Genomic DNA, 1,606 nt, shown 5'->3' on the forward strand with positions numbered 1-1,606 from the left:
CCCGTACTCCTACCGGGCCCCGCACAGCTACGTCGACACCAACGTCACCGGCACCCTCAACGTCCTGGAGGCCGTGCGCCACCAGGACGTCCCACGCCTGGTCCACACCTCCACCAGCGAGACCTACGGCACCGCCCAGACCGTGCCGATCACCGAGGACCACCCCATCAACACCCAGTCCCCGTACGCCGCGTCCAAGGCGGGCGGCGACCGGCTCGCCGACAGCTACCACGCCAGCTTCGGGCTGCCCGTCGTCACCCTGCGCCCCTTCAACACCTTCGGCCCCCGCCAGTCCATGCGGGCCGTCATCCCCACCGTCATCGGACAGGTCGCCGCCGGACAGCGCACCATCACCCTCGGCGACCTGCGCCCCACCCGTGACTTCAGCTACGTCAAGGACACCGTGGCCGCCTTCCGCGCCGTCGGCACCGCACCCGCCGGCGCCGTCCTCGGACGCACGTTCAACTCCGGCACCGGCGAGGAGATCTCCGTCGGCGACCTGGTGACCCTCATCGGCAAACTGATGGACGCCGACCTCGACGTCCAGGAGGACCCGGCACGGGTGCGGCCCGCCGCCTCCGAGGTGATGCGGCTGGTCTGCGACTCCTCCCGGCTGCGGGCCGCCACCGGCTGGAGCCCCGCCCACACCCTGGAGGAGGGGCTGCGCGAAGCCATCGCCTTCTTCCGCGACCCCGTCAACCTCGGCCGGTACAAGACCGGCATCTACAACGTCTGACGCCCTTCCCCCGCGCACGGACCGACGACGGACCGACGAGAGACACCCATCGCAGAGAGGAACGGCACCCCATGCACGCAGTCATCCTGGCCGGAGGCAAGGGCGTCCGGCTGCGCCCGTACACCACCGCACTGCCCAAGCCCCTGGTGCCCATCGGCGACCAGCACGCCATCCTCGAAATCGTCATGCGCCAGCTGGCCGGCGCCGGCTTCACCAGCTGCACCCTGGCCATCGGCCACCTCGGCCACATCATCCGCGCCTACGTCGGCGACGGCTCCCAGTGGGGCCTCGCCGTCGACTACACCACCGAGGAGAGCCCGCTGGGCACCATGGGGCCGCTGCTCACCATGACCGACCGGCTGCCGGAGCACTTCCTCGTGATGAACGGCGACGTCCTCACCGACCTCGACTTCGGTGCGGTCCTCACCGACCACATCGCCTCCGGGGCCCCGCTGACCATCGCCACCTACGCCCGGAAGGTCAACATCGACTTCGGCGTGCTCACCACCGACTCCGGGCGCGTCGTCGGCTTCGCCGAGAAGCCCAGCATGGACTACCGCGTCTCCATGGGCGTCTACGGCGTCACCCGCTCCGCCCTCGCCCGCTACACCCCCGGGCTGCCGCTGGGCTTCGACGAGCTCGTCCTCGACCTGCTCGCCGACGACACCCCGCCCCACGCCCACGAATTCGAGGGCTACTGGCTCGACATCGGCCGTCCCGACGACTACGACCGGGCCAATGCCGAGTTCTCCGTCCGCCGCGACCTGCTGATCAAGGGAGCGTGACCGGACCCGATGCGCATCCTCGTCCTGGGCGCCACCGGCTTCCTGGGCCGGCACGCCGCCGCGCACCTGCGCGCCCTTCCGGGCG

General features: G+C 71.0%; 2 protein-coding genes. Both read left to right on the forward strand.

Going from position 1 to position 1,606, the window contains the following annotated elements; all coding sequences use genetic code 11:
- On the forward strand, positions 1–736 hold a 736-nt coding region (locus LE181_RS31750; RefSeq protein WP_225665073.1), incomplete at its 5' end, for a GDP-mannose 4,6-dehydratase.
- Positions 737–807: 71 nt separating this feature from the next.
- The gene (locus tag LE181_RS31755; RefSeq protein ID WP_225665075.1) at positions 808–1,521 is read left to right on the forward strand and encodes a sugar phosphate nucleotidyltransferase; all 714 of its coding nucleotides are present in this window, start codon (positions 808–810) and stop codon (positions 1,519–1,521) included.
- The last annotated feature ends 85 nt before the right edge of the window (positions 1,522–1,606 follow it).

Origin of the sequence: Streptomyces sichuanensis (assembly GCF_020328095.1) — a bacterium.
Lineage (GTDB): Bacteria > Actinomycetota > Actinomycetes > Streptomycetales > Streptomycetaceae > Streptomyces > Streptomyces cinnamoneus.

Bases quoted from the DNA above. Each gene is read 5' to 3' on its own strand.
- LE181_RS31755 (WP_225665075.1), top strand. From the start codon at position 808: ATGCACGCAGTCATCCTGGCCGGAGGCAAGGGCGTCCGGCTGCGCCCG.